The organism is Nesiotobacter zosterae, from assembly GCF_033843645.1.
Classification (GTDB): Bacteria; Pseudomonadota; Alphaproteobacteria; order Rhizobiales; family Stappiaceae; genus Pseudovibrio; species Pseudovibrio zosterae.
In genome coordinates this window covers 77,179-99,287 of the sequence record NZ_JAWXVZ010000008.1, presented here as the reverse complement: position 1 = coordinate 99,287, position 22,109 = coordinate 77,179, and the positions used below count along the sequence as shown (strand labels likewise).

The following is a 22,109-nucleotide window of genomic DNA, read 5'->3' as shown; positions in this document are numbered from 1 at the left end:
CGATGCAAAGAGAGAACGGAAGACGATAATATGGCGAGACAGGACAACCGGGATCGCGAAGAGCGCGACAGCGAATTTGTCGATAAGCTCGTTCACATCAACCGTGTCGCAAAAGTGGTCAAGGGCGGTCGTCGCTTTGGCTTTGCTGCGCTGGTTGTTGTTGGAGACCAGAAGGGCCGTGTAGGCTTTGGTCACGGTAAGGCCCGCGAAGTACCTGAGGCAATCCGCAAGGCAACTGAAGCTGCCAAGCGGTCTATGATCCGGGTACCACTTCGTGAAGGTCGTACCCTTCACCACGACGTTGAAGGCCGTCACGGCGCAGGCAAGGTCATGATGCGTGCAGCACCTGCGGGTACTGGTATCATCGCAGGTGGTCCAATGCGTGCTGTGTTCGAAACGCTCGGCGTTCAGGACGTGGTTGCAAAATCAACTGGCACTTCTAACCCGTACAACATGGTTCGTGCGACGTTTGAAGCGCTGAAGAAGGAAGACAGCCCACGTTCAGTTGCGGCACGTCGTGGCCTCAAGGTTTCTACCATTCAGGCTCGTCGTCGCGACAACGACGAAGCGGCAGCGGCTCCTTCCGAGGGTTAATCCTCGGTAGGGATCCGTCTTAGACATGAACAAGGGTTAGTGTCATGGCGAATGAAAAGACCGTAACGGTCGAACAGATCGGCAGCCCGCTGCGCCGTCCTGCTGATCAGCGCGCAACGCTGATCGGCCTTGGACTGAACAAGATGCACCGTCGTCGCACCCTGAAGGATACTCCTGAAGTGCGCGGCATGATCCGTAAGGTTCAGCATCTCGTTCGTATCGTTGACGAAGCGTAACGAGAGCCGGGAGAAAAACAGATGAAACTTAACGAACTCCGGGACAATCCGGGTGCTGTTAAGGACCGTACCCGCGTAGGACGCGGTATCGGTTCCGGCAAGGGCAAGACCGGCGGCCGTGGTGTTAAAGGTCAGAAGTCCCGTTCAGGTGTAGCCATCAAGGGCTTCGAAGGTGGTCAGATGCCATTGCATCGCCGTCTTCCAAAGCGCGGCTTCACCAACATCTTTGCCAAGGACTTCAACGTAGTGTCCTTGGGCCGTGTTCAGACTGCAATCGAAGCGGGCAAGCTTGATGCTTCCGCACCGGTCACAGTTGAAACACTTAAAGCAGCAGGCGTTGTCAAGCGCGTACGGGACGGTGTCCGTCTCCTCGCAGACGGCGAACTCAAAACTGCTGTGACTTTCGAAATTGCTGGCGCTTCCAAGACTGCTGTTGAAGCAGTTGAGAAGGCAGGCGGCAAGGTCGTAATCAAGGGAGCTAAGGCCGAATAGGCCTTGCTCTTTTTTTTGGTGTATCCAAACTGACCGGAGCGCGGAATGGCATCTGCTGCCGAGCAACTTGCTTCAAATCTAAACTTTTCTGCCTTTGCCAAGGCCGAGGAACTCAAGAAGCGCATTTGGTTCACACTGGGTGCGCTTTTGGTGTATCGGTTCGGTACTTACATACCGCTTCCCGGTATTGATCCAGAAGCGCTTGCACAGGTTTTTGGTCAGGCACAGACTGGCATCATCGGCCTGTTCAATATGTTCTCCGGCGGCGCCGTGGAACGTATGGCGATCTTCGCTCTTGGCATCATGCCGTACATCTCTGCTTCCATTATCATTCAGTTGATGACTTCCGTTGTTCCTTCTTTGGAGCAAATGAAGAAGGAAGGGGAGAGCGGCCGGAAAAAGATGAACCAGTATACCCGATACGGTACGGTGATCCTGGCAACCTTCCAGGCCTACGGTATTTCCGTTGGTCTTGAGGCGGCCAATGTGGTTCAGGACCCGGGTATGTTCTTCCGCATCTCCGCTGTGATTACGCTTGTTGGCGGTACCATGTTCCTGATGTGGCTGGGTGAACAGATCACCTCACGTGGCGTTGGTAACGGTATTTCGCTGATCATCTTTGCGGGTATTGTTGCGGGTCTGCCTTCTGCAATTGCTTCCACTTTGGAACTCGGTCGTCAGGGCGCGCTTGCAACTCCAATCATTCTGGCAGTTATCATTCTGTCCATCGTTGTTATTGCGATCATCGTGTTCATGGAACGTGCCCAACGGCGCCTCCTGATCCAGTATCCAAGAAGGCAGCATGGCAACAAGCTTTATGAAGGCAATACCTCATTCCTTCCGCTGAAGCTGAATACCGCCGGTGTGATTCCTCCAATTTTTGCGTCATCTCTTCTTCTCGTTCCAGCGACGCTTTCCAGCTTTCAAGGAGCTGATGCTTCCGGTGGCAACGAGTGGCTGACGACCATTACGGCTCTTCTGGGTCATGGTCAGCCAGCTTACATGGTGCTTTATGCGGCGCTTATCATCTTCTTCTGTTTCTTCTATACGGCGATTGTCTTCAATCCGTCCGATACAGCAGACAACCTGAAGAAGCATGGCGGCTTCATTCCGGGCATCCGTCCGGGGGAGCGAACCGCAGAATACATTGACCACGTTCTGACACGCATCACTGTGGTAGGCGCAATTTACATCACACTCGTTTGTTTGCTTCCAGAGTTCCTTATCTCTGCTACGGGCGTTCCATTCTATTTTGGTGGTACTTCCCTCTTGATTGTCGTTAGCGTAACAATGGACACTGTTTCACAGGTTCAGGGGCATCTGCTGGCGCATCAGTACGAAGGGCTCGTGAAGAAAACAAAGCTGAGGGGGAAACGTAAATGAGGCTTATTCTGTTAGGCCCTCCAGGTGCGGGCAAGGGCACGCAGGCGGCTCGTCTGGTCGAAAAGCACGGCATTGTCCAGCTTTCTACCGGTGACATGCTTCGCGCGGCCGTCGCTGCAGGGACGGAAGTTGGCCTTCAGGTCAAAGACGTTCTTGATCGCGGTGACCTTGTGTCTGACGATCTGATCTCCAAGATCATTTCCGAGCGCATCGAAGAACCTGATTGTGCGAATGGGTTTATCCTTGATGGTTTCCCGCGCACCATTGCCCAGGCAGACGCATTGGCAGACATCCTTTCTGACAAGGCCATCAAGCTTGAAGGCGTTGTTCAGCTGGTCGTCGATGAAAAGATCCTTCTGGAACGTATCGAAAAGCGTGCTCGTGAGAGTGCCGAGGTTCGTTCCGATGACAACGCTGAGGCGCTGAAGAAGCGTCTCGCCGTTTACAATGAACAAACCGCTCCGCTCGTGGACTACTACGAGCAGCGCGGCATGCTCAAGAAGGTTGACGGAATGCGTTCCGTCGAAGAGGTCGCATCTCAGATTGATGCAGCTCTTTCTTAACGCGGATTAATATCTGCGGAATTTCATGTCAGCGCTTGCGTTGGCACTTGGAATACAGTAAAGACCGGCGCACATCGATGAATTTTCGATTTGCGCCGGTTTTCCTTGGGAAACCGGGGTAACTTTTTGCTGTCTACATTCATATCGTTCGCGAGTGGCTGGACAGAAATTTGGAGAGGGGACGATGGTCGTTTCCTCGTAAAGGAGAAGTAACGTGGCCCGTATTGCTGGCGTCAACATTCCGACGAACAAGCGCACCCTGATTGCGCTGCAGTACATTCACGGTATTGGCCCGAAGTTCGCGCAGGAGATTCTCGACAAGGTCGGTATCGCTGCAACATCTCGCGTCAATGAACTTTCGGACGCTGACGTCCTGAAGATCCGTGAAACGATCGATGCTGACTACCTCGTAGAAGGTGATCTGCGTCGTGAAACAGCGATGAACATCAAGCGTCTGATGGACCTTGGTTGCTACCGTGGCCTGCGCCACCGTCGTGGCCTGCCGGTTCGCGGTCAGCGCACCCACACGAACGCACGCACCCGTAAGGGTCCTGCGAAGGCGATCGCTGGTAAGAAGAAGTAATTTCACCGGCGCTCGTCAGGTGGAGCCGCCGGTTGTTACGGCGGTGTAGATATCAAAGGAAATAAGAATGGCTAAGGATTCGACGCGTGTGCGTCGTCGCGAGCGGAAGAACATCACTTCCGGTATCGCGCATGTGAACTCTACGTTCAACAATACCATGATCACCATTACCGATGCTCAGGGCAATGCGATCTCTTGGTCGTCTGCTGGCGCGCTCGGCTTTAAGGGTTCTCGTAAGTCTACCCCTTATGCCGCTCAGGTCGCAGCCGAAGACGCTGGTCGCAAGGCAGCCGAACACGGCATGCGTACCCTTGAGGTCGAAGTTCGTGGTCCTGGTTCAGGTCGTGAATCTGCTCTGCGTGCGTTGCAGGCCGGTGGTTTCGTCATTACGTCCATTCGCGACGTAACGCCGATCCCTCACAACGGTTGCCGTCCGCGCAAGCGTCGCCGCGTCTGACTTTTCGTCAGGCATGTTTTCAACCCATGGCAACGGATAGTTGGGCTTTTATGCTCCAACGAGATAGCCGAGGGGATTAGAACGTGACAATTCAGAAAAACTGGCAAGAACTGATTAAACCAACCAAGCTGGACGTACGCCCTGGCGACGACCCGCGTTTCAAGGCTTCTGTGGTTGCAGAACCTCTTGAGCGTGGCTATGGTCTGACCCTTGGTAACGCTCTGCGCCGCATCCTGCTCAGCTCCCTTCAGGGTTCTGCAGTGACTGCGATCCAGATCGATGGCGTTCTGCATGAGTTCTCTTCCATCCCGGGCGTTCGTGAAGATGTCACCGACATCATCCTGAACATCAAGGAAATCGCTCTGCGTATGGACAATGAAGGTCCAAAGCGCATGGTTCTGCGCAAGCAGGGTCCAGGTGCTGTTTATGCAGGCGACATTGAGACTGTTGGTGACGTTGAAGTTCTGAACCCTGACCTGCTGCTGTGTAACCTTGATGAGGGCGCCGAAGTTCGCATCGAGTTCACTGCAAACACTGGTAAGGGTTATGTTCCTGCAGCTGCAAACCGTCCGGAAGATGCGCCAATCGGCCTGATCCCGGTGGACAGCCTGTATTCACCAGTTAAGAAGGTAAGCTACAAGGTAGAGAACACCCGTGAAGGTCAGGTTCTCGACTATGACAAGCTCACCCTGAACGTTGAAACCGATGGGTCCGTTGTCCCGGAAGATGCGATCGCTTATGCGGCCCGTATCCTTCAGGATCAGCTTTCCATCTTCGTGAACTTTGAAGAGCCAACTCGTGAAGTTCAGGAAGAGACCGTTGCAGAACTGGCGTTCAACCCAGCACTGCTCAAGAAGGTTGATGAACTGGAACTGTCTGTACGTTCTGCAAACTGCCTGAAGAACGACAACATCGTCTATATTGGTGATCTGATCCAGAAGACTGAAGCAGAAATGCTTCGCACACCGAACTTCGGTCGTAAGTCTCTGAATGAGATCAAAGAAGTTCTGGCGCAGATGGGTCTGCATCTCGGTATGGAAGTGGCAAACTGGCCACCTGAAAATATCGACGAGCTGGCTAAGCGCTACGAAGACCACCAGTATTAAGCTAAACGGGGCCCTCGGCCCCAAGTGGTCCGATGCGACCGCTGCGTAGTTAATTGAAGGAGAGGGCCATGCGCCACGGAAAATCCGGCCGCAAGCTCAATCGGACGTCAAGCCACCGTAAGGCAATGTTTGCTAACATGGCTGCATCGCTCATCAAGCATGAGCAGATTGTAACGACGCTTCCGAAGGCAAAAGAGCTGCGTCCAATTGCAGATAAACTCATCACTCTCGGAAAGCGTGGCGACCTCCACGCACGTCGTCAGGCGATCTCTCAGATCCGCGACGTTGCAATGGTTCGCAAGCTGTTCGACACTCTGGCAGAGCGCTACAAGGAACGTGAAGGTGGTTACACCCGCGTACTGAAGGCAGGCTTCCGTCATGGTGACAGTGCTCCAATGGCTGTGATCGAATTTGTCGATCGCGATGTTGAAGCACGCGGCGCTGAAGACCGTGCTCGCGTTGAAGCAGAAGAAGCTGCTGAAAACGCAGCATAAGGCTTTGCCGATATAAATTTAAAAAAGGCGTCTCCAGTGGAGGCGCCTTTTTTGTTTGGTGCTTTTGATGTCCGAAGTCAGTTCAAGGCCTTATTCGGATTAGTGCGTATTTGCACGTAAAAGTTGAATACCTGTGTAATTTCAAGGCGTAGAGCCGCATTCCCGCAATATTGGTTAGACGATTTAGCATTGGGTTTAAGCTTCGGTTAAGCCTCAATCCCTAGTTTTTTCATACTTCAAAAATAGTGGGGCATTTTGCAATGCGGGAGAGCGCGACGGATTTAGGTGCTGGGGTTTCGGCCGCAGACCAAAATATGTTTCATCGGATAGGCGTTCGGTTGCCTATCATCATGGTGGGTTTGGCAATTGTCTCTAGTCTTGTGATTGGCTATTTGGCTTATCACAACGGACAGGCTTCTTTGACTGAGGCCAAACAGGGTGAGCTTGAGCTTTTGGCTGAGTCTCGCCGCAACTTGCTTGAGTTGCGAATGGGGCAGATTGAAGCCGACATCCTTCGCATGGCAAAGACCAATGCGATGGAAACGGTGATGAAGGATCTTCAAACCGCCTATCGAAATATCGGCGAAGACCGCGACAGTGTTCTGTCTTTCTATCGTCCGGATGGGTCTAGTCTCGATCAACGCGTGGAGATTACCGGGAACGGCAATTCGACCATGTATTCCTGGCGGCATGCAGGCGTTCACGGCGATTTTGTAACAAGCTTCAAGAATGGCGGCTATGCCGACATCCTCGTCTTTAACAATGACGGTCACATCCTCTACTCGGTAACAAAATCAGCAGAGTTGTTCCGTACAGCCGATGACGCTGCCATTTTGGACAGTGGTTTGGGGCGTGCTTACACCGAGGCTGCACAAGCCGAGGATGGTACGGTGATCTTAAGCGATTACCAGCAGTATGGCTTGGCGAATGACACGCCATCACTCTTCATTGCCACCCCTGTCTTTATTGAAGGAATGGCAGGCACGAGCCGGGAAGGGGTCATCGTTGTCCGTCTCGACAGCGGTTTCTTTGACGCCATTCTGGCAGACCGTACCGGCTTGGGTGAGACTGGGCAGACCTATCTGGTCTCCGACAGAGGCGAAATCTATTCCAACATGCCACTGGCAAGTGAGCCGACGGCTCTAAGGCAGTCCATGCCGGAAGAAGCTTTGGCGGCGCTTTCTGGTTTTGACGCTTCAAGCAGCGCAACTGACCAAGGCTTAACGGTAGCTCAGGGCAAGTTCATTGTTGCGGCGCCACTATCGTTGACGGGCTTCAAGGCTGCTGTGATCGCAGAAGCATCCGTGGCTGAGTCCCTGGCTGGTGTGTACGCGCTTGCTCAATCAATTGTCATCAGTTCCATCGTGGTTCTCTTGATCATTGGTGTGATTGGCTACCTGTTTGCACGTCAGATCTCCGCGCCGCTCTCTCGTCTTGGTCGCACCCTGCGCAAGATCGAGGAAGGGGAGTTGGACATCGAGGTTCAGGAAGCAGGCCGCAAGGATGAGATCGGTGACATTGGTCGCGCAGTGCAGAACTTCCGTAATGGGCTGAAGCGGGCGCGCGAACTGGATGAAGAGCAGAAGCGCTCTCAAGCCGAGCGGATTGAGCGTGGTCAGTACATGGAAGAGCTGACGCGGAAGTTTGATCAGAGCGTACGAGAGATTCTCGGCTCTGTCAGTTCTGCCGGCAGCACCTTGCAGACCACGGCGCGCACCATGGCGAGCATGTCTGAGCGTACCAATGCGGAAGCCCAAACCGTATCCTCTGCTTCCGAGCAGTCCTTGGTCAATCTCCAGGCCGTTGCTGGAGCTGCCGAAGAGTTGTCTGCAACTGTCGGTGAAATTGACCGCGAAGTTCGCCGTTCAGCAGATGTATCTGCCGAAGCAAAGCAAATGGCGGTTGATGCGGAAGGCTCTGTAAACGGTCTTCTGGAGGCGGCGCAGCGCATCGGTGAGGTTGTTTCGATCATCAATGACATTGCAGATCAGACCAACCTTCTGGCACTGAATGCCACCATTGAAGCAGCGCGGGCAGGAGAAGCCGGAAAGGGCTTTGCCGTTGTGGCTGCTGAGGTCAAGGGCCTGGCGAACCAGACGGGGCAAGCAACTGGCGAGATCGGTGTGCAGATTCAGGCGGTACAGGCTGAAACCGAAAAGGCTGTGATGGCGATCAAGGAAATCTCTCAGGTCATTGGCACCATCAACGAGGTTTCAACGGCCATTGCCGGTGCGATTGAGGAGCAGGCGGCAACAGCCACCGATATCTCAAGCAACATTCAGCAGGTCACGGCTGGCTCCATGGAAGTAACGCAGTCCATCACCAAGGTAAGCTCAATTGCAGGGGACACAGGTACGGAAGCTGAGAATGTGCTTTCTGCCTCCAATAACCTTACTGAGCAATCCGAGGCACTGCGCGGTCTTGTGGAGGACTATCTCAACGACATCCGTGTGGCCTGACCAAGCCTCAGTGATTGCTTTGAGTTTGATCTAGTTGAAACCCGCGCCCACCAGCGCGGGTTTTGCATATCAAGCGTGCATTTGTGCCTTTCCTTTCACCAAAGGTGGTAGGCCGACATTTACACTCTGTTTAGCTTTTCCATGGGTACACTGCCCCCGAAAAATTACGGAGGGGATTGTGCGGCCAACACACAAAGAACAGCCAGAAACGGGCAAACAATCAAGGCTCTTATCACTTAAGGTATTGGTTCCGGTCAGCGTGATCGGCTTGGCCTTGCTTGCGAGTGCAGGTGTTGGGTACTTTGCCCAAAAGGAGGCACAGCAAGGCATTCAGGCGGGCGCCGATGTGCAGATGACCCTCACATCGCGCAATAGCGCAGAACAGCTTCAGCGGGCCATCGATGACAGCAAGAGCGATCTTGTCGCTATGGCATCAAGCGCGAACATGGGCCAGTTGATCGCAGAGCTGCCGTTGGCGGCGGAGCTATCGGGAAATCTCGCAGATATTCAAGCAACTTACCAAGGTTTGGCAAAGAGCGCCGATGAGCGTGCGGCGGTTCTTAAAGGCTCTGACAGTCTTTATGGCTCCAAGCACGAGGGCATTCATCAGGACTTTCTGAAGCGTTGGCAGAACGGCAACTACGCCGATATTCTGTTCTTCGACATGAACGGTTTGGCGCTTTACACCGTGACCAAGTCTGGTGACTTCCTCTCCAACGTGAGCGACGAGGCCATCAAGGCAACCGCAGTGGATGAAACCTACCAAGCCGCCCTGGAGGCACCGGCCGGTGAGGTGGTTGTGTCTGATGTCGCGCCTTACGCTCCTGCTGGTGGGGAGGCGAGTCGCTTTGTTGCAACGCCGGTCTATATCGAGGGGTTTGGCGGTTTGGAGCTGAGCGGCGTTGTCATGGTGCGGCTCAACAAGAGTTTCTGGGATGAAATTTTAAGCAAGCCCTTGCTCATTGGCGAAACGGCTCAGAGTTACCTTCTGGATGGGGAAGGCCGTCTGCTTTCGACACCGGTGCTGGATCAATCCGCACCACTGCTGAGCACGTACGGGGGCCTTCCCACGGACGTTGTGGCTTCGCTGGCTGAGAGTGCGCGCCATGAGGAGGGCGGCAAGCAATATCGCGTCGAGGCCATTGATATTTTCGGCAGACCGGGCGCGGTGGTGACTGAAATCAGTCTGGATGAAGCCAACGCGGCCTCCTGGAGTGTTTTCACTTCGATCGTGACGTCGGCGTTGATCATTCAGGTTGTGGTGCTTGCTGCAGGTTTTGGGATCGCTGCCTACATAACCCGTCCGCTTTCTCGTCTGTCAGCAGCCATCAGCAAAATCCGTGAAGGCGATTTGGAGACCGATGTTCCCGGCACCGAGCGTGGTGACGAAATCGGAGAGATTGCGGGCAACGTGGCGGCGTTTCGTGATGGCTTGCGCCGTGAAAAGGAGCTGACACTTGAGCGTGAAGCGGAACAGCTCCGTCAGGCACAGGTGGCGGAACGTCTTGTGCAGCTCAATCTCGCCTTTGATCAGAATGTGACCGAGGTGATTGGGGATGTGAATGAGGCCTTGCGCCAGTTGGAGGGATCAGCTCAGCAGATGGCGCAGGTCTCCGAGATTACAGCCTCGGAAGCTCAGACAGCCGCTGCTGCCTCAGATCAGTCGCTGCATGGCCTTCAGGCCGTAGCAGGGGCCACCGAAGAACTGACCGTCACCGTTGGCGAAATCGACCGGGATCTTGCCAAGTCCAATGAAATTTCCAATGAGGCGGCGCAACGGGCGCATCATGCGCAGGAGACGGTAACAGGCTTGCAGAACGCGGCTGCCCGCATCAACGAGGTTGTCACTCTTATCAGCGATATCGCCGAGCAAACCAATCTGTTGGCGCTTAACGCCACCATTGAGGCCGCCCGTGCAGGCGAGGCTGGCAAAGGGTTTGCTGTCGTTGCCGCTGAGGTGAAGGAGCTGGCCAACCAAACCGGACGGGCCACCCATGAAATCAGCGGTCAGATCCAGGCCGTACAGTCGGAAACCGAGAACGCTGTTGAGGCAATCCGCGAGGTCATTCAGGTGATCGCCCAGATGAATGAGGTCGCGGGAACCGTGACCAATGCCATCGAAGAGCAGGCCAAGACAACGGGCGAAATCTCGCTGAACATTCAGCAGGTCACAGGTGGGTCCTCCGAGGTGGCGCAGGCGATCAACAAGGTGAGTGAAATGGCCGGGACGACGGGGCAGGGTGCTGATGAAGTTCAGCAGGCCGTGCTTCAGTTGCACCAACGGGCCAATCGCGTGTCAGAGTTGGTCTCTGGTTATCTTGAGGAGGTGAAGGCCGGCTAGGCCCCAAGATCCTGCCCGTCCAAATTTAAGGCTGGTTTCTGGAGTGGGTTTCCACAACCGGAGATCAGCCTTTTCATTTCCATATTGTGCCCCTATGTGTGGAATGCTTCCTCTGTTTGATCCAAGAGGGATCAGCCAAATTTGGGGTTTTCATCATGATTGATTTTCGTGCTTCGGTCACAAGTGCTGCCGTAGCGGTGGGTGTCTTGCTGTCTGCAGCCTTTGGTGTTTCCGCGAGCGCACAGGCGGAACAGGTTGTTCCTTCAAACAACGCGGAAATTCAGCTTTCCTTCGCACCGCTGGTGAAGAAGGTCGCGCCAGCGGTGGTCAATGTGTATGCCACTCGCACAGTTGAGCAACGCCAGCGAATTTCCCCGTTCTTTGATGATCCGTTCTTCCGCCGCTTTTTTGGTGACCGCGGTGGCTTTGGTGAGCCGCGCACCCGCAAGCGCGTCCAGAACTCTCTGGGCTCGGGTGTCATCATCTCCGATCAGGGTATCATCATAACCAACCATCACGTCATTCAGGACGCTGATGAAGTCCGCGTAGCGCTTTCCGATCGGCGCGAATTTGATGCTGAGATCGTGCTCAAGGATGAGCGGACTGATCTTGCCGTCCTGAAGATCAAGGGAGAGGGGGATAACTTTCCCTACATCCCGTTTGCGGATTCCGATCAGCTTGAGGTGGGGGATCTGGTGCTGGCCATCGGGAACCCGTTTGGTGTAGGCCAGACCGTGACCCAGGGCATCGTCTCTGCGGTTGCGCGAACGCAGGTTGGCGTTTCAGATTATCAGTTTTTCATTCAAACCGACGCAGCCATCAACCCAGGTAACTCAGGTGGTGCACTCATAGATGTGCGCGGCAATCTGGTCGGCATCAACACCGCTATTTTTTCCCGCTCTGGTGGGTCCAATGGCATCGGGTTTGCCATCCCGGCCAACATGGTGAAAGTGGTCGCAGCAGCTGCGGGTGATGGCGACTATGTCCGGCGCCCATGGATTGGGGCGAGTCTTCAGCCGGTTTCATCAGACATTGCGCTCGGTCTTGGTCTTGACCGTCCACGCGGTGTGCTGGTGACGCGCATCTTCCCCGACAGTCCTGCAGAGCGGGCGGGTCTTGAAGTGGGTGATCTTATTGTTTCTGTTGGTGAAAATGAGATCAATGATCCAGATTCCTTTGGCTATCGTCTTGCAACGCGCCAGATCGGGTCGGAAGCAACCTTCCGCATTTTGCGCGGCAGCGATGAGGTTGCCCTTGACGTGGCGCTGGAAGCGGCACCTGAGAGCATCCCGCGCGATACCCGAGACATCGGCGGACGCTCCCCGTTTTCCGGGGCGACGGTCATGAACCTGTCGCCAGCGGTCGCAGAGGAACTTCGCGTGCCGGATGAGTACTATGGAGTGGTGATAGCCGATATCGAAAATGGCTCAAATGCTCAGTATATCGGCCTGCGCCGTGGGGATATCATCGTCGCGATCAACGGCGTTGAAATTGAAAACACGCGGGTACTGGAACGTGCTGCGCGCCAGCGGCCACGGGGATGGCTGCTGGAGATCCGACGGGATGGTCGATTGCGCCGCCTGTCAGTTCGAGGTTAAGGTATGGATGGCCGGGCTTTTCAGTCCGGCCAATTCCGTTTTTCTGCTAGAAGTTCTTCCATGAGTGATCTTTTTTCTTCCGCAGGCTTGGACAAAAGCGGCAACAGACCGCTTGCCGATCGCATGCGCCCGTCGAAAATCAGCGAGGTCGTTGGCCAGGAGCATCTCATTGGTGCCGATGGTATTCTGAGCCGCATGTTGCGCTCCGGGTCGTTGGGCTCCCTCATTTTCTGGGGGCCTCCCGGAACAGGGAAAACCACAATTGCCCGGCTGCTGGCCAATGAAACGGATCTGGATTTCGAGCAGATTTCTGCGATTTTTTCCGGTGTTTCTGATCTTAAGAAGTGTTTTGAAGCGGCGCGTGCGCGGCGTTTGACAGGGCGCGGTACGCTGTTGTTCGTTGATGAGATTCATCGCTTCAACCGGGCGCAGCTCGACAGCTTCCTGCCGGTGATGGAAGACGGCACCATCACTCTTGTTGGGGCCACCACGGAAAACCCGAGCTTTGAGCTGAATGCGGCCTTGTTGTCGCGTGCTCATGTGCTGGTCTTCCAGAGCCTTGATGAAGAGGCATTGGATGGGCTTTTGGCCCGCGCTGAGGAAGAAATGGAAAAGCCGCTGCCGCTTGACCAGGAAGCCCGGCTTTCCCTCATCCGCATGGCAGATGGTGACGGCCGTTCGGCCCTTACGCTTGCTGAAGACGTGTGGCGCACAGCTGGCGATGGCGAGATTTTCAACACCGAGCGCCTGACAGATATCGTTCAGCGCCGGGCTCCCATCTACGACAAGACCAAGGACGGTCATTACAATCTGATATCCGCTTTGCACAAATCAGTGCGCGGGTCGGATCCTGACGCGGCGCTGTATTGGATGGGGCGCATGCTGGACGGCGGCGAGGACCCCATGTTCATCGCCCGGCGGTTGATCCGAATGGCGGTGGAAGACATCGGCTTGGCGGATCCGAACGCGTTGGTGCAAGCCAATGCCGCCAAGGACGCCTTTCACATGTTGGGTTCGCCGGAGGGAGAGCTGGCCTTGGCGCAGGCCTGCGTCTATCTGGCAACCGCACCAAAATCGAACGGTGTGTATGTGGCCTACAAATCTGCTCGACGAGCTGCGCGGGAGAATGGCTCGCTTGTGCCGCCAAAGCATATTCTCAATGCGCCAACAAAGCTGATGAAGGACATGGGCTACAACGAGGGCTACCAGTACGACCATGATGCGCCCGATGGCTTTTCCGGACAGGATTACTTTCCCGAAAAGATGGGGCGTCAGACGTTTTACGACCCACCCGAGCGCGGATTTGAGCGGGACTTGCGCAAACGGCTGGCATACTGGGAGAGGTTGCGGCGGGAGCGAAACGGCTCTTCTTGACCGGTCTGTGAATACCCGTCACTTGCCAGTGCCTCCTTTCCTGAGCAAACTGGGCACTTGCAATAGGTGAGCGGCCCATGCGTCAGATAGAACTCAGATTGGCTTTGGTGCTGTATGGCGGCGTTTCACTTGCCGTTTACATGCATGGCGTTACGCGCGAACTTCTCAACTTGCAACGTGCTTCCAAGGCGCTTGAAGAGGCGCGGGCAAAGGGCGTGCCGTTGGATGGCGCGGGGGCGGAGCTAAGGGGCTCGACGGCCTCCTACTATCATATCTTGCGAACCCTTCACCCTGATCTGGACCTAAGAGTGGTGATCGATGCCATTTCCGGCGCTTCCGCCGGTGGCATTAACGGCATCATGCTGGCCCGAGCAATTGCTCATGACCTCCCACTTGATTCCCACCGCAGTCTCTGGCTGGAGAAGGCGGATGTGACCCAACTCTGCGGGAAACCGAGAGGCGTGACACGGCTGGCAAAGCGCGTTTTGGCACCCATTATCGGCAGAATATTGGGGCTGGTGCTGGAGCAGGACCCCGACAATCCGGAGGCGCGGCGCAAGTTGCACTGGTTCATGTCTAGTAGGTGGTTCGAGCCGCCCTTCTCAGGTGCCCGTTTTGCCCGCTGGATGCTTGAAGCATGCAATGCGATGGATCTAGAGGATCGTGGTGACACCCTTATCCCGCTGGGTCAGAAATTGGAGCTGTTCGTCACTTTGACGGATTACTTTGGTGTGAAACGGACCGTGCCGTTGAGTGCACACAGCAGCACCCATGAGATTGAGCATCGCCGGCTTCTCAAGTTTCTTGCGCGCAACGATGGAATCGATGGCATCAAGTCACAATTGGGGGCGGACTGTGCGCCCAGCCATGTTTTTGCCGCCAGAGCCACCGCATCATTCCCCGGCGCATTTCCGCCAGCCTCCGTGGAAGAAATGGACAGGGTGGTGAAGAGCCTCAACGCCGACTGGTCTCACCGCGATCAGTTTGTCGAGCAAGAACTCATGGGACCGCTTGAAAATGGCGCGCCCCGTCTGTTTATCGATGGCAGCGTCGTTATGAACAAGCCGTTCCAGCCTGTCATTGAAAGCATCAGCGAGCGCGCTGCGTCGCGCGAGGTCGTGAGGCGTCTCCTTTATGTAGACCCGACCCCCGGTGACACGGGTGAGCCTGAGGAACATGATTATGCAGCGCCGGGGTTCTTTCGTTCAATTCTGGCAGCGCTTGCCCACATTCCGCGAAATGAGCCCATAGGCGATGATCTGAAAGAGATCGACGAGATGAACCGCAACATCCGCCGTTTGAAGGATGTTATTGCGGCCGCCAAGCCCCATGTGGACCGGGAAGTGGACGTTATCCTGCAGTTGCCCGGAGAAGGCACCACACCCGCTGAGGCCCTTGGCTGGGCGCGTGCGGAAGCAACACGCATGGCGAAAGAACATGCCGGGTTCTCCTATGCAGGCTACGAACAGCTGCGGTTGAACCGGCTCTCCCACCGGCTGGCAAAGCTGATCAAGCGTCTGGGCGGACATGATGGTGTTGGAGAGGCTACCCATCATCTCGAGCGGGCAATCCTGCGTCATTTGACTATGGAAGGGGATGCGTCCGGCATGGTTGGTGGAGATGAGCCTGCTGTCTCCATCGTACATCTGGATATTGATTATCGGGTCAGGCGGCTGCGCTCTGTCATTCGCAAACTCAATTTGATCTTTGGAAGCGAGCAACTGGACGCGGCATGTGTGCAGCGCATGGGCGTTTTGAAAGAGCGCCTCTATGAGTTGATCACCTATCAGCAATATCGGTGGAGCCGTGCATTTTACGGCACAGAAACAGGTGAGGCTTGCGAAGCGCTGCATTTGCTGCTCAGTGAGCCTTCCAAGCTCGACCGGGCCTTGAGGCTTCTTCAAGAGCGGATGGGGCTGGCCGATCTCGATCTGCTGATTGATGAAGTTGTGAGTGATGCAGATGAGGAGCTGGCAGTTAGCCTGTCCAGCCATCCCATCAAGCGCGCTTACATTGGCTTTGCTTTTTATGATGCGGTCACACTGCCGATCCAGCACACATCCGATCATTCCGAACTGGGGGAGGTGACGGTTAGCCGTATCAGCCCGAAAGATGCGGTTGCGCTGAATGAACATGGCAGTGTGCTGAAGGGCGCTCAGTTGCAGTCGTTCGGTGCGTTTTTCAATCGCAGTTGGCGGGAACATGATTACTTGTGGGGGCGGCTCAATGCGGCTGAGCGGTTGGTTGCTCTCTTGCGCGGCGTTGATCGGGATGGGGGTGGCGTCTCGGTTCTTGACGCGCATCTGGAGCTGCTTTTCGAAAGCATTCTGGAGGAAGAAACGCCGCATTTAACGGCCAATGCTGATTTGATATCAGGGATTTATGCCAGCATGGCGAGGGCGGCAAAACACAGGGAAGGTGCCTCTCAGTCTCCTGAAACGGCAGAGCTTTAAGGGTCTGCGTGGCCTCACGGATTGTCAAGTTTTCCCTTGTCATTGCCATGTTTGCCGCGTAATCGACAGCCAACCAACGTTCCTAAAGAGTGGAAGCCTCATGAAAAACCTTGTCCTTGTTGCCCTCGGGGGCGGCGCGGGTGCTGTTTGTCGACATCTCATGACCTTGGCCGGTCTTCGTCTCATGGGAGCTGGTTTCCCATGGGGGACGTTTACCTGCAATATCTTAGGTTCGCTTCTGATGGGCGTGTTCATTGAAGTTCTGGCACAAAAGCTGAACGCATCGACGGAACTCCGCTTGCTGGTGGCGACCGGGTTCCTTGGCGGCTTTACAACTTTCTCCAGCTTCTCTTTGGATGTGGCCGTGATCTGGGAACGGGGAGAGCCATGGCTGGCTTTTGCTTATGCATTGGCCTCTGTCATCCTGTCGATCTCGGCATTGTTTGGTGGCTTGGCTCTGGCGCGGCAGGTGCTGGCCTGAGCCCTCGTGCCGTCTGATCTGTTTCCCAGATGCATCATAGACCAAGGCACATCGCAGTTTTTACCGGGTTTTCAGAGCTAGCTCTTGCATTCGGAGGCTTGGGCTGTCACATGGAAGCCAACCAAACCAACAGAGCAAGCGTGGCCTCGCTGTTTAGCTGACCGGCCTGCTTAGCGATATAATCGGAATTCCAGCCCATGAGTGGCATTCAAACAAAAAAAGTCGATAGAGACGAAGACGGCATGCGGCTCGACCGCTGGTTCAAGACCCACTATCCAGATCTTGGGTTTGGCCGTTTGCAAAAGCTGTTGCGCACCGGTCAGGTGCGGGTGGATGGCAAGCGTGCCGAAAGTTCCACGCGCATTGAATCCGGGCAGATGATCCGCATACCGCCGATTTCCGTGGAAGTGCAGGCAGATGACCGCAAGAACGCCAAGCCGCGTTCAAGCAAACTGGTTGAAGACGATCGCGCCGCCATCGAGCAGATGATGCTCTATGAAGACAAGGATGTGATGGTTCTGAACAAGCCAGCCGGTCTTGCCGTGCAGGGCGGCTCGGGCCTTAGTCGCCATCTGGACGGCATGCTTGAAGCTTTCACCGATCAAAAAGGCAATAAGCCCAAGCTGGTGCACCGCCTTGACCGCGAGACCTCGGGTATCCTGCTGGTGGCCAAGACGCGCAAGGCAGCGCAGGAGCTGACCAAGTCTTTCCGTCACCGCAATACCCGGAAGATCTACTGGGCAATTGTAGCTGGCATTCCCAAGCCGCGTCAGGGCCGCATTTCGACCTATTTGGTGCGAAGTGAGGAAGATGAGCGGATGCGCATTGCTCGCCACGGCGAGGACGAGGCGCAGCACGCGGTGAGCCTTTACAACGTGGTAGAACAGTCTGGTCAGAAGCTGTCATGGGTTACCCTGAAGCCAGTTACCGGCCGTACGCACCAGTTGCGTGCACATACTGCCCATATCCGGCATCCGATTATCGGCGACAGCAAATACTTCAACATCATGAACTGGGACCTGCCGGGCGGGATTCAGAACAAGTTGCACTTGCTTGCACGGCGAATTGTCATTCCACATCCTTCTGGCACGGGGATGATTGATGTGTCGGCTCCCTTGCCGCCGCACATGCAGCAGACATGGAACCTTCTTGGGTTCGATGTGAAAGAATACGACCCGGAGATCGCCGAGCCTGAATAAGGTCTGGCCCACTCCGCTCTTGGTTTTGTGAAGGGACCTCAACGCCAATGTATCTTGTGGTTTTTGACTGTGACGGCACGCTGGTGGACAGCCAGCACACCATCATCCATGGCTTGGAAGTGGGCTTTGAAGCAGTAGGTTTGCCAATGCCGGATCGTCATACCGCATTGTCCATCGTGGGCCTGTCACTGGAACCGGCTTTCCTGCATCTGGTTGGTGAGGAGAACGCACATCTGGTCCCTACAATGTGTGACGCATACAGAACCTCAAAGATCGCGCGGCGAGAAGGCGGGTTTGATCATGACCCACTCTATCCGGGTACCCGTGAGGTGTTGGATGCCTTGAGCGCCCGCGAGGATGTTCTTCTGGGTATTGCCACGGGCAAGCATTCCCGAGGCGTGGCGCACATGGTTGAGGTACACGACCTTCACGGCAAGTTCATAACCGTGCAGACGGCAGACAAAGCACCGTCCAAACCTCATCCTGGCATGCTGATGCAGGCCATGAGTGAAACGGGCGCGCAACCAGAGCGCACCGTTATGATTGGGGATACGTCATTTGACATGGAAATGGCGCGCAATGCCCGGGTTCACGCCATTGGCGTTAGCTGGGGCTATCATGTCCCGCGTGAACTGGAGCGGGCTGGGGCGCGCCGTGTGATTGACGCATTTCCACAGTTGCTTCCGGCGCTTGATGAAGTGCTGGGCTGGAAGAAGGAAATTGCTTGATGCGGGACATCTTCGAACAGATTGCAGAAGATATTGCCAAGGGGCCTGCAGATCCGATCGAGAGAGCCAAACAGCTGTCTCGTCGGGAGTTGCCCAAGCGCTTTTATGAGCAGGTTCGCGTAGAAGCGGTTAAAGGGGGCTATGCCGTTCTTCTGGATGGCCGCTCCGTGAAGACGCCAAGCCGCAAACAGCTGATGTTTGACGAAGAGTATCTTGCCGAGGCGGTGGCCGCTGAATGGGAGATTCAGGAAGAAAATATCGACCCGATCACCATGCCACTGACCCGTATTGCCCACTCTGCCATCGATGCTGTGGCTGACCGGTTCTCCGAAGTGGCGGATGACGTGGCACGTTATTCCGGCAACGACTACCTGTTCTACCGCGCCGAAGCTCCACAGGAATTGGTGAAGCGCCAGAGCGAAGCGTGGGACCCGGTTGTGGCTTGGGGTGAGGAGATGTTTGAGGGGCAGTTCAAGCTGACCACTGGCCTGATTCATCAGCAGCAGGATGAAACGGTTACTGCGAATATTCGCGAGGGGCTCAACCAGTTCACACCGCTGGAACTTTCTGCCATTCACACAATCACCAGCATCAGTGGCTCTGCGTTGCTGGCGCTTGCAGCAGCCCACGGGGCTTTCAGTGAAGACGAGATCTGGAAGTTTGCTCACATCGATGAAGACTGGAACATCGAACAGTGGGGGCAGGACAGTGAGGCCGCTCGTGTTCGTCGCTTCAAAAATGAAGAGTTTTCAGCTGCTTGCCTTATTCTGAACAAGCCAGAAGTACAGGTTGAAGCCTAGGGCTGCAAAAAAGTAATCTACCCTTTAAAAGCGCGGCTTCGGCTGCGCTTTTCTGTTTTCTCGGTAAGGCACATGCAAGCAAACTACGTGCATAGAGCATTCCAAAGGCATAACACCAAGTTTGATGGAGAGGCATGTTAGAAGCACTTTACAAGCAGAGGCTTGAGCGCGATCTGCCCCGTTGGCAGCAGGAAGGCTGGGTCAACGACGAGCAGGCGCGCGCAATCTTGAAGGACGTGCGTGAACGCGCCTCTCGCTCCCATCTCTTGCCCATGGTCATCACAGGCGTGGGATTGCTGGCGCTGGCGCTGGCTGTCGCTGCCTTCATTGCTGCCAACTGGGAAGTTATCCCGAGAATGGTGAAGCTGATCGGCATGCTGTCCTTGTTGGTTGTCAGCGTTGGTGGGGCTTTTGCCTGCAAACGCAAAGGATGGGATCTGCTCTCCGATATCCTTTGTCTGGTGGCTTCATTGATCTTCTTCAGCGGGTTGGCACTGGTTGGTCAGATCTACAATCTGCCGCAAGATTGGCCCGGTGGGCTGGCTCTTGGCGCGCTGGGTGCGTTGGCTGCTGCGTTCCTTGGGGGCAGCCGAATGGCGCTCTTGGTCGCGCTGGTCGCGCTTTTCACACTGCAGTTTCATGAGCAGCCTGCTGTTTGGATTGGCTGGTTGGCAACAGCAGCGCTGCCATTGGCGATTGGACACGTGCTCTGGAAACCTAATCTTGTCGGGCGCTGGTTTGTCATCTTCTATGGTTTCGCACTTTACTACCGCTGGGTGGCGCAACTCCCTCGCGAGCAGATGGTCTTTGCCTTTGAAGGAACCGTGTTGCTCGCAGCCTGTCTGTTGATGGTGGGCATGATTGGCACCTGGTGGGCGCAGGACCGCGTGCGGTGGCAGCAAAGCCTGTGGCTGTCAGGAATGAGCCTCCAAAGCGCAGGACTTATCCTTGCTCTGTTTGTTCTGTTTTTCCGTATGCTGGTTGTTGGTGACAGCCTCGTATCGGAGATGAACATGCCACGTGAGGGCCTGCTGGAGCACATGTGGAGTTATGCCGAGCTCACAGTCATGACACCGCAACTGCTTGTGCCAGCCCTCATTGCGCTTGTTGGACTCGTGGCTGGTCTTGTTTTGTCTGTGCGGGTCTCTTCGGTGTTTGCGTTGCCTACAGCAATAACGGCACTAGTGATGGCCAGTGTTCTTGCGCCTGGTCTGCCGTTTGCCCTCGTGTTTGCATCGGTGTTTTCATTGACCGCCGGGCTTTTGGTTGTGCTCAGAGGCGTAACGCAAGATCGTGTTGGATGGCTTCTGCTCGGCATTGCTGCGCTGTGTGGCAACAGCCTGTGGCTGCTTTATGAAACCATTGGTGACTTGTTGGGGCAGTCGTTGTTCTTCTTCATCTGCGGTGTGATCTTGATCGTTGTGGGCATCGGAACCGCGCGCTTTCTGCGCCGGCGGCGCGCAACCGATCTGGCTGAGAAGGGGGCTTGAGCCATGAACAAACAAAGCTCTTTTGTGCTTGACGCTCTGCGCTTTGGCGCCTTGGCCGTTGTTCTTGTCGTTTTGGTGTTGCTGCCTCTGTTCGATCGGCTTCAAACCCATTGGTCAGGAGAGCCTGTGGTTCTTGAACTCAGGCCCATTGATCCGCGAGATCTTCTGCGCGGTGACTACGTGATTTTGAACCTTGCTCTGACACGCATTTCCTCTGAAGATTTGCCTGAGAGCCGACAGGATGACCTGTCACGGTTTGAAAACGCGGATACCTTATGGGTTGGCTTGGAGCCGCAGGCTGAGGGAAAGCCTGCCAAACTGATGCGCGTGATCTCTGATCGGGCTGAGGGCGAGGCAGGGCTCATCTGGCTTAAAGGTCGGGTGAAGAGCCGTAGTTTCAGTTCTGAAAAGCTCACGACGCTTGGGGTGGACTATGGGCTCGATGCTTTTTATGTGCCTGAAGGAAAAGGACTGATGATTGAAGATCTCCCGGCAGATGAGGTGCAACTTGTCGCACTGGTTGATCCGGAGGGTGACAGTGTCGCGTACCAACTGCTTCATAACGGAAAAGAACTTGTGAAAGATGCCGGTTTGTGAGGTTGCCCAGTTTCCTGTGTAGAAAACCAGTCCGCTAAACTGCGATGATTTGAATCCTAGACAGCCCGTGACCACATCCATAACGTCTCTGGCACATCTCGCCCCGAGGGGCGCAGCCTCAATTATCTGCCGGAAATATGCGAAGGACATTCGATGAAGAACAATCCAAAGGTTATTGAGCGCCTGAATACGGCGTTGCAGATGGAACTCGGTGCAATCAACCAATACCTGCTTCACAGCAAGCTTCTGGAAGACATGGGTGTGACGAAACTCGCAGCCAAGGAAATGGAAGAGTCCATCGAAGAGCGTGAGCACGCAGAACGCTATCTTGACCGGATCATCTTCCTGGGTGGCACGCCCAATGTCCAAGAGATCGGTAAAATTCACAGCGGTTCAACCGTTCGCGAAATGCTGGAAGGTGACCTGATTGGCGAGAAGGAGGCTGTGGCTTACTACAGCGAGTCCCGCCGTATCTGTGAAGAGGAAGGCGACTACGTGACCATGCGCCTGTTCGAGGAAATTCTGGCTGACGAAGAAGGTCACTGCGATTTTCTGGAGACACAGTTCGACCTGATCGAGAAGCTGGGCATTGAGAACTACATCAAGCTCAATTCCGGTTCGGCTGACACAGCCGAGTAAGCCCGCTTTACTGCAGCGAGTGACGAGAGGCGCCTTCCGGGG

Annotated in this window: 21 protein-coding genes; all 21 read left to right on the top strand. The window is 55.2% G+C overall.

Annotated elements, in window-relative coordinates:
• Window positions 1-30: 30 nt before the first annotated feature.
• The 21 genes from rpsE (at window position 31) to bfr (ending at window position 22,067) form a co-directional block, all read left to right on the top strand.
• A complete protein-coding gene (rpsE, locus tag Q3Y58_RS13190; RefSeq protein ID WP_274218789.1) occupies window positions 31-594 on the top strand; it encodes a 30S ribosomal protein S5 in 564 nt (187 codons plus the stop codon).
• Window positions 595-638: 44 nt separating this feature from the next.
• Window positions 639-830, top strand: a complete 192-nt coding sequence (gene rpmD / locus Q3Y58_RS13185) for a 50S ribosomal protein L30 (RefSeq protein WP_274218790.1) — start codon at window positions 639-641, stop codon at window positions 828-830.
• A 21-nt stretch (window positions 831-851) separates the two neighbouring features.
• Window positions 852-1,322: a 50S ribosomal protein L15 gene (gene rplO / locus Q3Y58_RS13180; protein ID WP_274218791.1), complete on the top strand. Its 471-nt coding sequence runs from the start codon at window positions 852-854 to the stop codon at window positions 1,320-1,322.
• 45 nt (window positions 1,323-1,367) lie between these two features.
• On the top strand, window positions 1,368-2,705 hold the full coding sequence (gene secY, locus Q3Y58_RS13175; protein WP_274218792.1) for a preprotein translocase subunit SecY: 1,338 nt from the start codon (window positions 1,368-1,370) through the stop codon (window positions 2,703-2,705).
• Window positions 2,702-3,268: an adenylate kinase gene (locus Q3Y58_RS13170; RefSeq protein WP_274218793.1), complete on the top strand. Its 567-nt coding sequence runs from the start codon at window positions 2,702-2,704 to the stop codon at window positions 3,266-3,268. Before secY ends, Q3Y58_RS13170 begins: the two co-directional genes overlap by 4 nt.
• A gap of 214 nt (window positions 3,269-3,482) precedes the next feature.
• A complete protein-coding gene (gene rpsM, locus Q3Y58_RS13165) occupies window positions 3,483-3,851 on the top strand; it encodes a 30S ribosomal protein S13 (RefSeq protein WP_274218794.1) in 369 nt (122 codons plus the stop codon).
• Window positions 3,852-3,918: 67 nt separating this feature from the next.
• Complete coding sequence (gene rpsK, locus Q3Y58_RS13160; protein ID WP_028481916.1) at window positions 3,919-4,308, top strand: 30S ribosomal protein S11; 390 nt, start codon at window positions 3,919-3,921, stop codon at window positions 4,306-4,308.
• Window positions 4,309-4,391: 83 nt separating this feature from the next.
• Complete coding sequence (locus Q3Y58_RS13155; protein ID WP_274218795.1) at window positions 4,392-5,414, top strand: DNA-directed RNA polymerase subunit alpha; 1,023 nt, start codon at window positions 4,392-4,394, stop codon at window positions 5,412-5,414.
• 68 nt (window positions 5,415-5,482) lie between these two features.
• Window positions 5,483-5,908, top strand: a complete 426-nt coding sequence (gene rplQ / locus Q3Y58_RS13150; RefSeq protein WP_319622573.1) for a 50S ribosomal protein L17 — start codon at window positions 5,483-5,485, stop codon at window positions 5,906-5,908.
• 314 nt (window positions 5,909-6,222) lie between these two features.
• Window positions 6,223-8,367, top strand: coding sequence for a methyl-accepting chemotaxis protein (locus tag Q3Y58_RS13145; RefSeq protein WP_319622572.1), 2,145 nt, complete (start codon window positions 6,223-6,225; stop codon window positions 8,365-8,367).
• Window positions 8,368-8,545: 178 nt separating this feature from the next.
• Window positions 8,546-10,708, top strand: a complete 2,163-nt coding sequence (locus tag Q3Y58_RS13140) for a methyl-accepting chemotaxis protein (RefSeq protein ID WP_319622571.1) — start codon at window positions 8,546-8,548, stop codon at window positions 10,706-10,708.
• A 155-nt stretch (window positions 10,709-10,863) separates the two neighbouring features.
• Complete coding sequence (locus Q3Y58_RS13135) at window positions 10,864-12,306, top strand: DegQ family serine endoprotease (protein WP_319622570.1); 1,443 nt, start codon at window positions 10,864-10,866, stop codon at window positions 12,304-12,306.
• Between the two features lie 60 nt (window positions 12,307-12,366).
• On the top strand, window positions 12,367-13,680 hold the full coding sequence (locus tag Q3Y58_RS13130; protein WP_319622569.1) for a replication-associated recombination protein A: 1,314 nt from the start codon (window positions 12,367-12,369) through the stop codon (window positions 13,678-13,680).
• Between the two features lie 77 nt (window positions 13,681-13,757).
• On the top strand, window positions 13,758-16,133 hold the full coding sequence (locus Q3Y58_RS13125) for a patatin-like protein (RefSeq protein WP_319622568.1): 2,376 nt from the start codon (window positions 13,758-13,760) through the stop codon (window positions 16,131-16,133).
• Window positions 16,134-16,233: 100 nt separating this feature from the next.
• Window positions 16,234-16,614, top strand: a complete 381-nt coding sequence (crcB, locus tag Q3Y58_RS13120) for a fluoride efflux transporter CrcB (protein WP_274218802.1) — start codon at window positions 16,234-16,236, stop codon at window positions 16,612-16,614.
• 197 nt (window positions 16,615-16,811) lie between these two features.
• On the top strand, window positions 16,812-17,813 hold the full coding sequence (locus Q3Y58_RS13115) for an RluA family pseudouridine synthase (RefSeq protein ID WP_319622567.1): 1,002 nt from the start codon (window positions 16,812-16,814) through the stop codon (window positions 17,811-17,813).
• 47 nt (window positions 17,814-17,860) lie between these two features.
• Window positions 17,861-18,541 carry an HAD-IA family hydrolase gene (locus tag Q3Y58_RS13110; RefSeq protein ID WP_319622566.1) on the top strand — a complete coding sequence of 227 codons (681 nt, stop codon included), beginning with the start codon at window positions 17,861-17,863 and terminating at the stop codon, window positions 18,539-18,541.
• Window positions 18,541-19,341, top strand: coding sequence for an ATP12 family chaperone protein (locus tag Q3Y58_RS13105; RefSeq protein ID WP_319622565.1), 801 nt, complete (start codon window positions 18,541-18,543; stop codon window positions 19,339-19,341). The genes Q3Y58_RS13110 and Q3Y58_RS13105 overlap by 1 nt, the downstream gene beginning before the upstream one ends.
• A gap of 134 nt (window positions 19,342-19,475) precedes the next feature.
• Window positions 19,476-20,831: a DUF2157 domain-containing protein gene (locus Q3Y58_RS13100; protein WP_319622564.1), complete on the top strand. Its 1,356-nt coding sequence runs from the start codon at window positions 19,476-19,478 to the stop codon at window positions 20,829-20,831.
• A gap of 3 nt (window positions 20,832-20,834) precedes the next feature.
• Window positions 20,835-21,428 carry a GDYXXLXY domain-containing protein gene (locus tag Q3Y58_RS13095; protein WP_319622563.1) on the top strand — a complete coding sequence of 198 codons (594 nt, stop codon included), beginning with the start codon at window positions 20,835-20,837 and terminating at the stop codon, window positions 21,426-21,428.
• Window positions 21,429-21,581: 153 nt separating this feature from the next.
• Window positions 21,582-22,067: a bacterioferritin gene (bfr, locus tag Q3Y58_RS13090; RefSeq protein WP_274218808.1), complete on the top strand. Its 486-nt coding sequence runs from the start codon at window positions 21,582-21,584 to the stop codon at window positions 22,065-22,067.
• The last annotated feature ends 42 nt before the right edge of the window (window positions 22,068-22,109 follow it).

What these genes read in the sequence shown, in the direction of transcription:
- rpsE (WP_274218789.1), top strand. Translation starts at nt 31, where the DNA reads ATGGCGAGACAGGACAACCGGGATCGCGAAGAGCGCGACAGCGAATTT.
- rpmD (WP_274218790.1), top strand. Translation starts at nt 639, where the DNA reads ATGGCGAATGAAAAGACCGTAACGGTCGAACAGATCGGCAGCCCGCTG.
- rplO (WP_274218791.1), top strand. Translation starts at nt 852, where the DNA reads ATGAAACTTAACGAACTCCGGGACAATCCGGGTGCTGTTAAGGACCGT.
- secY (WP_274218792.1), top strand. Translation starts at nt 1,368, where the DNA reads ATGGCATCTGCTGCCGAGCAACTTGCTTCAAATCTAAACTTTTCTGCC.
- Q3Y58_RS13170 (WP_274218793.1), top strand. Translation starts at nt 2,702, where the DNA reads ATGAGGCTTATTCTGTTAGGCCCTCCAGGTGCGGGCAAGGGCACGCAG.
- rpsK (WP_028481916.1), top strand. Translation starts at nt 3,919, where the DNA reads ATGGCTAAGGATTCGACGCGTGTGCGTCGTCGCGAGCGGAAGAACATC.
- rplQ (WP_319622573.1), top strand. Translation starts at nt 5,483, where the DNA reads ATGCGCCACGGAAAATCCGGCCGCAAGCTCAATCGGACGTCAAGCCAC.
- Q3Y58_RS13145 (WP_319622572.1), top strand. Translation starts at nt 6,223, where the DNA reads ATGTTTCATCGGATAGGCGTTCGGTTGCCTATCATCATGGTGGGTTTG.
- Q3Y58_RS13135 (WP_319622570.1), top strand. Translation starts at nt 10,864, where the DNA reads ATGATTGATTTTCGTGCTTCGGTCACAAGTGCTGCCGTAGCGGTGGGT.
- Q3Y58_RS13130 (WP_319622569.1), top strand. Translation starts at nt 12,367, where the DNA reads ATGAGTGATCTTTTTTCTTCCGCAGGCTTGGACAAAAGCGGCAACAGA.
- Q3Y58_RS13125 (WP_319622568.1), top strand. Translation starts at nt 13,758, where the DNA reads ATGCGTCAGATAGAACTCAGATTGGCTTTGGTGCTGTATGGCGGCGTT.
- crcB (WP_274218802.1), top strand. Translation starts at nt 16,234, where the DNA reads ATGAAAAACCTTGTCCTTGTTGCCCTCGGGGGCGGCGCGGGTGCTGTT.
- Q3Y58_RS13115 (WP_319622567.1), top strand. Translation starts at nt 16,812, where the DNA reads ATGAGTGGCATTCAAACAAAAAAAGTCGATAGAGACGAAGACGGCATG.
- Q3Y58_RS13110 (WP_319622566.1), top strand. Translation starts at nt 17,861, where the DNA reads ATGTATCTTGTGGTTTTTGACTGTGACGGCACGCTGGTGGACAGCCAG.
- Q3Y58_RS13105 (WP_319622565.1), top strand. Translation starts at nt 18,541, where the DNA reads ATGCGGGACATCTTCGAACAGATTGCAGAAGATATTGCCAAGGGGCCT.
- Q3Y58_RS13100 (WP_319622564.1), top strand. Translation starts at nt 19,476, where the DNA reads ATGTTAGAAGCACTTTACAAGCAGAGGCTTGAGCGCGATCTGCCCCGT.
- Q3Y58_RS13095 (WP_319622563.1), top strand. Translation starts at nt 20,835, where the DNA reads ATGAACAAACAAAGCTCTTTTGTGCTTGACGCTCTGCGCTTTGGCGCC.
- bfr (WP_274218808.1), top strand. Translation starts at nt 21,582, where the DNA reads ATGAAGAACAATCCAAAGGTTATTGAGCGCCTGAATACGGCGTTGCAG.